This is a genomic window from Bradyrhizobium viridifuturi (assembly GCF_001238275.1).
Lineage (GTDB): Bacteria > Pseudomonadota > Alphaproteobacteria > Rhizobiales > Xanthobacteraceae > Bradyrhizobium > Bradyrhizobium viridifuturi.
On record NZ_LGTB01000095.1, the window covers coordinates 1 to 6,841 of the forward strand.

The following is a 6,841-nucleotide window of genomic DNA, read 5'->3' on the forward strand; positions in this document are numbered from 1 at the left end:
AATCGCGCCATCGGCATCGGCTCCTGCGATGTGGAAGACGTTCTTGCCAAGATCGACTCCATAGACCGCCACGTTCGTTGGTTTGCGATGTGCCATGACCACTCCTCCTTGTCTGCACCGCCATTGTTGCACTGGGAGGACGGAGTGGACCATCCCATTAGCTATGAGAGGCTAGCCGCAAGCGCAAGCTGGTCGACGGAGTCCGCGGCACGTGGCAGGCCTTGATCCGCAGGACCTGCGCGGCACTCGACTGATCGACATGCCACTACAAATCGCGTCGCTCCGGCCAGGCTGCCCTCGAACATCAGATCAAGGAGATCTGTCATGCCCGCGTTCACTACGGCTATCGCCGTGCCCACGTTCTGCCTGCCCATCACGGCAGAACGACAAGCGTTACTTGCCTGTGGGCCGTCCTGACAGCGGCCCGCGATCTCGGAGACATCGTCACCCAACGGGGATGTCCCGATCGCTGTTGAACTAGGTCGGGCTGACGTTGCCGGAATGAATGTTACGCGGCCCTCGTGACGTGGGCAACGGGGATGATCGCCATGCGATTGTAGCGAGCTTGAAGAGCCGCCGCAGAACCGACAATTGCTTATGCGCTTCAATCGTCGGAAGCCCTTGTTGGCCTCGATCATGCCGGCCGCGACCATCGCAAGGCCATACCGGCATCCCGCCAGCGTTTGACGTTGCGCGTGACGCGGCGAATGGTGCCCATCATCTTCGCGGCGATGTTGGTACAGGCGAGCGATCGACGAAGCTGCTTCGGCAGCTTCAACCGGACGACAGTCAGGATTTCGTCGAGGCCTTCGAGGATGCTGGCCGCTACGCCGGGCCATTGCTGGTCGAGTCGACGCGCGAGATTGCGGATCAATTTTTCGGCCTTGTCGGCGTCATCGAGCTCCCAGGCCTGGCGCAGCACCCGACGGGTGGCCGCATGATGCTCTTTCGGCAGGCGTTCCATGATGTTGCGCGCCTTGTGGATCTGGCAGCGCTGGATCGCAGCGGCCGGACCGAAGGTGCGGCGGATCGCCTTCGACAACGCCTTCGCGCCGTCGGCGATGAACAGTCTTGGCACCGTCGGGTCGAGCCCGCGCGAGACCAGGTTGTCCAGCAGGACCTGAACCGTTGCGGCATTCTCGGTCGCCCCTTCCACCAGCGCCAGCGGATGCTTGTTGCCTTCGCCGTCAACCCCGATCGCGGCGACCAGCACGAGATCGTCGCCGAGATGCAGCCCGTCGATTTGGACCACCAGAAGGTCGAGCGCGGACAGATCAGCAGCCATGAAGTCGGCCAGCCGCGCCGCCGACAGCGCTACGAACCTCCGCGAGGCCGCCGACTTCGAACCCCCCGATCCGGGCTGCCGGCACGTCCCCCTCGGGCAGCCCGACAGCGCGGCCGAACCGGCGCGTCGACACATTGATCAGCATCAGGTTCATCGCCCAGCGACCGAGCCAGTCCTCCTGCGCTGCCGTTTCCCAACTCGGGATCGTGACCTCGCGGCCGTCCACGCCCCGGAGCCGCGGGCGCTCGACCTCGATCTTGCCGCCGTGAAAACCGATCCGTCCCCGCGTTCGGCCCCAACGGTGCGCCCGCCGCGCCGCATCGCGACCGTGGCGCGGCCCGCAGGCCGCCGTGACATCCGCCTCCATCATCGTGCCGAGCGCCTCGATCCCTGCCGCAAGGCAGAACCGATCGAAGCTCGCCCGCACTTCTGCATACGCTTCGTCCACAGCCCCCAGTCGCCGGCTAACCAGCCGGTGTGATATCTCTCGTCATGGCGTTGCTCTCCTTTGTGGAATCAGCACTCCGAGCTACCGGCTCAAGGGGGGCAAAGCCGACCTCTTCAGAAATTCAACAGAACCCGGGACATCCCCGGTGGCGTCGAGATCGAGGATGATCTGCTTCGGCGCTCGCTTGTGCGCCTCCAGGAACAGCGTCACCGGCAGCGCCTCGATCGCCGCCGCCTCATAGGATAGCGCGCGCCTGCCGCCGCCGTCAGTTCCTTCCGCGTCCCCATGCTTAGCCACCCCATCTTCGCTCCCGCTCGTTCCCAGTCCAAGGGAGCAACTTACGTGAGGCAACGGCTCAGCATCCGGTAACTTTTAGGGCGAGGCAATGCGAAGTCTCACCCTGATCGCCGACGAGGTCATAGCGTTCCGTCCGGAGCGCGGTCACGGCCTGCTCGCCATTCTCGACGAGATCCGGCTTGACCCCGAGTTTCTGCAATTGACTTACAATGACGAACTGATTGGTACGGTTGTCCTCGGCAACGAGTACTTTCGGCAGCGGCAGATGCAATTGGTTCGCTTCATAGCTCTGCGGCGGATCGTTTTGCTGTTGTGGTTCGTCGAGAACGGATGTCGCCTGAATGAAGAAACGGAACTTGCTGCCCTTGCCCGGGGCGCTCTCGACCTGGATATCACCGTCCATGCCGGACACCAAGCGCTTGCAAATGGCAAGGCCGAGGCCGTTACCGCCGAAGCGGCGGGACACCGAACTATCGACCTGCGAGAACTCGCGGAACAGCGAAGCCATGGCGTCAGGGGGAATCCCGACCCCGCTGTCAGTGACCTCGAACAACAGAGTCAGTGCTCTTCCGCGGCCCGCCTCAGCCCTGACTCGCACGTCGACATAGCCCGCCTGGGTAAACTTGATCGCGTTCCCGATGAGGTTCAACACGATCTGACGCAGCTTCGCCGGATCGCCATTCGCCATGAGCGGGACGCGCTTTTCGATCGTCGAGGTCAGTCGAAGATGCTTGGCTTTGGCTCGGGACGAAAAAAGATCGATCGACGTCGAGACTAACTGGTGAATATTGAAGTCGATGGCTTCGATTTTGACCTTCTGAGCGTCCAGCTTCGAAAAATCCAGAACGTCGTCGAGAACTTGGAGAAGGTGATCTGCAGAGCAGCGTAACGTGGTCGCTATATTCTTCTGCTCAGGCGGCAACTCAGCCGAAGCGAGGACGTCGGCCAAGCCGATGACCCCATTCACCGGCGTCCTGATTTCGTGACTCATCATGGCAAAAAACTCCGAGCGTGCACGTGCTCCCTTCTCAGCGGCGTCGCGTGCTCTCGCCAGTCCAGGTTGATAACGGCCGATCAGGGCCGAAACGATGACGGCGACGATGGTGAATACAGCTGCGAACGCAATACCTCGGTCGCGGTCCTGCCGGTATTGTGCGAAGACTTCTGCGGATTCCAATGATCGCGCGCAGGTATTCCAATCTGATGCCGCGCAGCGTTCCGATCTGATCGCGCGCAGGTGAAGTACCCGATCGTCAAGGCAATTGGCACTTTCGTTAGCCGGCGGTTCAAGCGGCCGCCGAAGAGATCACGTCTGATGTTTGATCGTGGTCGCTCGAGGGAGCGAAGCTGACCGGACGCGCACCCCCAACAGTGCTGTAGCGGCCGGTCCGCTTCGCGGGCTGCAGTCTCGGTCTTCATCGGCCGCCCGCGTAATCAAGGCCGAGGAAGAACGGGGCGGGCGAGGCATGGAGTCGCCGTTCAGTTCGAGCCGGTGAGCGTTGTGAAGCAGGCGATCAAGTATGGCATCCGCGTAAGTTGGGTCATTTATGATGGGGTGGACGCCCCGCCGAGGCATCGATGTGCCAAAGTGGAAGTGTTGAGCACCACTTAAGGGAGGCGTCCGTGTCAGAGGTTATCACAATCGGTCTGGATATCGCCAAGTATGTTTTTCACGCTCACGGCGTAGACGGGCGCGGTCGAGCGTTGTTCAGCAAGCGGATTAGCCGGGGAAAGGTGCTCGAGTTCTTCGCAGCTCAGCCGAGTTGTATTGTCGCGCTGGAGGCATGTGGCGGGGCTCATCACTGGGCTCGCCAGCTCACCCAGCTTGGCCACCAGGTACGACTGCTCCCGCCGGCCTACGTAAAACCCTTCGTGAAGCGTCAGAAGAACGACGCGATCGATGCTGAGGCGATTTGCGAAGCCGCGCAGCGGCCGAGCATGCGGTTCGTGGCCGTAAAGAGCGAAGAGCAGCAGGCGGCGGGTCTACTGTTTCGAACCCGCGATCTGTTGGTACGGCAGCGAACTCAGCTCATCAACGCGATCCGAGGACACCTCACGGAATATGGTTGGATCGCACCCAACGGGCCTTCGCATATGGCGAGGCTTGCCGACCTCATCGAGGAAGAAGAGATGGTCAGCTCGCTTCCGGAAGCGGCCCACGCCATGTTCCGATTGATGCTAGACCTGCTCGCCAGTCTCAATGGCAAGATCGCAGATCTTGACAAAGAGATCGCGCGACGTGCTCGTGAGGACGAAGTATCGCGCAGGCTGATGACCATTCCTGGCATTGGCCCAATCTCCGCTACCGCGATTGCTGCTCTGGCACCGCCAGCCGAGACTTTTGCCAAAGGCCGTGACTTCGCGGCCTGGCTTGGGCTAACGCCTCTTCAAAGATCGACGGGCGGCAAGCAGAAGCTCGGCGGGACATCCAAGATGGGGCGAACGCACGCTTCGGCGCCTCCTCATCATCGGCAGCAGCGCTGTCGTGCAGCAGGCGAGCAAACGCGGCGCGCCAGAGGGTTCGTGGCTCGAACAGATGCTCGCTCGCAAACCGCGCATGCTGGTAACCGTCGCGCTCGCCAACAAGATGGCGCGGGTCGTCTGGGCACTTCTTGTGAAGCAGGAGAATTACAGGGCTCCGGTCGCAGCCAAGGCATGATCTTGGCGGGCCTGAGGTCGTCAGAGGTTTAGTCGGTCGAAGGAGGGGTATGGCACAACAGTCGGCGAGACGAGGCCGGAAGAACCAGATGAACTCATCGTGCCTGGAGCACGCATTTATGATTTGGTTCCGGTCCGCGAACTCCCATACGGGCCCGCAGCTATATCGCTGCATCAGAGGCCGGACAGATGGCAGCATCCGACTACGTGCCGATCTTCTCAAAAACCGCTTGCATCTTGCGGGGCGTCCACAGATGAGCTCATGCCATTTGGCAATTGGAAGCTGGCTGGTGACGAGTGTTGACCGACGGCCGTAGCGGTCTTCGAGGATTTCGAGCAGATAATGACGGGCATTGGCGTCGATGGCTTGGAGGCCCCAGTCATCCAAAATGAGGAGCTCGACGGCGGCGATGCTCTTCATCCGCGAGGCGAGTCGGCCATCGCCCCGGGCAAGGTCCAGTTCTTCGATCAACCGCGGCAACCGGGTGTAAAGCACAGAGTGGTTGTCCCGACAGGCCTTGTGGCCGAGCGCACAGCCTAGCCAGCTTTTCCCGACGCCGGTTGGCCCGACGATGGCGCAATTCTCATGGTTCCTGATCCAGTCTCCCTTGAGCAGCATGTCGAACAGGCGGCGGTCGAGCCCACGGGGAGCGCGGTAGTCGATGTCCTCGGGCACGGCATGATGACGCGGCTTTGCCTTGCGAAGACGAAGCGCCAGGCGCCGGTTGTTACGCCAAGTCGCTTCATGGGCCAGCAACAGCGCCAGCCATTCGGCATGAGCGAGACCCTGGGCCTCCTCGTTGTCGGTGAGGCTCGTGAAGGCCTCGGCCATGCCGGTAAGGCCGAGCCGGGTAAGCAGGTGGAGTGTGGGGTGTGTCAGCATTTTCTCTCCTTAGTGGTAATAGTTCGAGCCTCTGATGTTGGTGTGTAGGATCGGCTCGCGCTCAGGCGACGCAGGCGTTGGGACGCGATCGAGCCCCTTCTCGAGGATCGATTTGATGCTCGGGTAGTTGCGAGCCTGGATCTCAAGCGCGCGCAACGCGGCCGCCTCGAGGCGCTCGGCGCCAAAGCGCTTCTCAAGCCGGATGATGCCCAGGCACGAACGATAGCCCTGTTCGGGATGCGGCCGATCCTCGATGATCCGGTCGACCAGCTGGCGCAGCGTCGGGCCGATCCGGCTTGCCTCGCTGCGGATCTTTGCCGGCGTCCACTCGCCATAGCGCCGGTGGCTGGAAGGCATGTGGGCGCTGATCGTCGTGTGCCGCCCGTTGCCACTGCCGCGCATGTGCGCGGCGATACGCTCGCCCCCCAGGAAGATTTCAACGGTTCGCGCGCAGATCCGCGCTTCTACCTCCCGACGGGCGAAGCGATAGGGCACCGAGTAGTAGTGTCGTTCGATCTCGACGTGATAGTCGAGGCCGACCCGGCATCGGCGCCATTCGGCATGGACCCACGGCTCGCCGGGAAGCGGTCTAAGATTCGGCGCATCAATTTCCTCAAACCGCTGGCGCCGTGTGCGGCCATATTGACGCAGCACCCGTCCGTCATTGAGCTTGGCCAGCCACTCGGCGATCGCGCCGTTGAGTTCGGCCAGGCTGTAAAAGGTTCGGTTGCGCAGCCGCCCCAGCAGCCAGCGCTCGACGATTCCGACGCAGGCCTCGACCTTGGCCTTGTCTCTCGGACGACGCGGCCGTGCCGGCAAAATCGCCGTGCCGTAATGCTGCGCCATATCGCTGTAGCTGCGGTTGACCATAGGGTCATAGAGGCAGGCCTTGATCACCGCGACCTTGGCGTTGTCGGGCACCAGCAGTTGCGTCGCGCCGCCAAAAACGCTGTAGGCCGCGTTGTGTCCCGCGATCCAGTCGCCGAGCTGCTCGGTCCACGTCGCCAGCGCGAACGACAAGCTGGACGCGCCCCTGACCGCCACGAAGATGTGCGCGTCGCGCACCTCGCCAGTCTTACGGTCAACCACCGGCACCGTGTCGCCGGCATAGTCGACAAACAATTTCTCGCCCCCGCCGTGGTGCTGGCGCATCACCAGCGGCAGCCGGCCTTCCCAGTTGCGGAACAAGTCACAGAAACGGCTATACCGGTACCCGTCCGGATGGTCCGCAATGTACTCGTCCCACAGCACCTGCAAGGTCACATGCTTG

At 62.2% G+C, this 6,841-nt stretch carries 3 protein-coding genes and 4 pseudogenes; 1 reads left to right on the forward strand and 6 read right to left on the reverse strand.

The window, feature by feature from the left end; genetic code table 11:
* Positions 1-508: 508 nt before the first annotated feature.
* From ALC15_RS40525 to ALC15_RS47440, 4 genes and pseudogenes are all read right to left on the reverse strand, one after another.
* Positions 509-1,779 (reverse strand): annotated as a pseudogene (locus ALC15_RS40525) (IS256 family transposase).
* Positions 1,780-1,814: 35 nt separating this feature from the next.
* The gene (locus ALC15_RS40530; RefSeq protein WP_128089748.1) at positions 1,815-2,030 is read right to left on the reverse strand and encodes a hypothetical protein; all 216 of its coding nucleotides are present in this window, start codon (positions 2,028-2,030) and stop codon (positions 1,815-1,817) included.
* 58 nt (positions 2,031-2,088) lie between these two features.
* Positions 2,089-3,207, reverse strand: coding sequence for an ATP-binding protein (locus ALC15_RS40535; protein WP_050632096.1), 1,119 nt, complete (start codon positions 3,205-3,207; stop codon positions 2,089-2,091).
* Between the two features lie 129 nt (positions 3,208-3,336).
* Positions 3,337-3,582, reverse strand: a pseudogene (locus tag ALC15_RS47440) (ATP-binding protein); the annotation flags it as partial.
* A 71-nt stretch (positions 3,583-3,653) separates the two neighbouring features.
* Between ALC15_RS47440 and ALC15_RS40540 the strand changes: the two are divergent.
* Positions 3,654-4,689: pseudogene (locus ALC15_RS40540) on the forward strand (IS110 family RNA-guided transposase).
* Positions 4,690-4,902: 213 nt separating this feature from the next.
* Here the strand turns inward: ALC15_RS40540 and istB are convergent.
* Together istB and istA are read right to left on the reverse strand one after the other, a co-directional pair.
* A pseudogene (gene istB / locus ALC15_RS42910) lies at positions 4,903-5,571 on the reverse strand (IS21-like element helper ATPase IstB); the annotation flags it as partial.
* A gap of 9 nt (positions 5,572-5,580) precedes the next feature.
* A partial coding sequence (istA, locus tag ALC15_RS40555) for an IS21 family transposase (RefSeq protein WP_050632099.1) occupies positions 5,581-6,841 on the reverse strand: 1,261 nt, incomplete at its 5' end.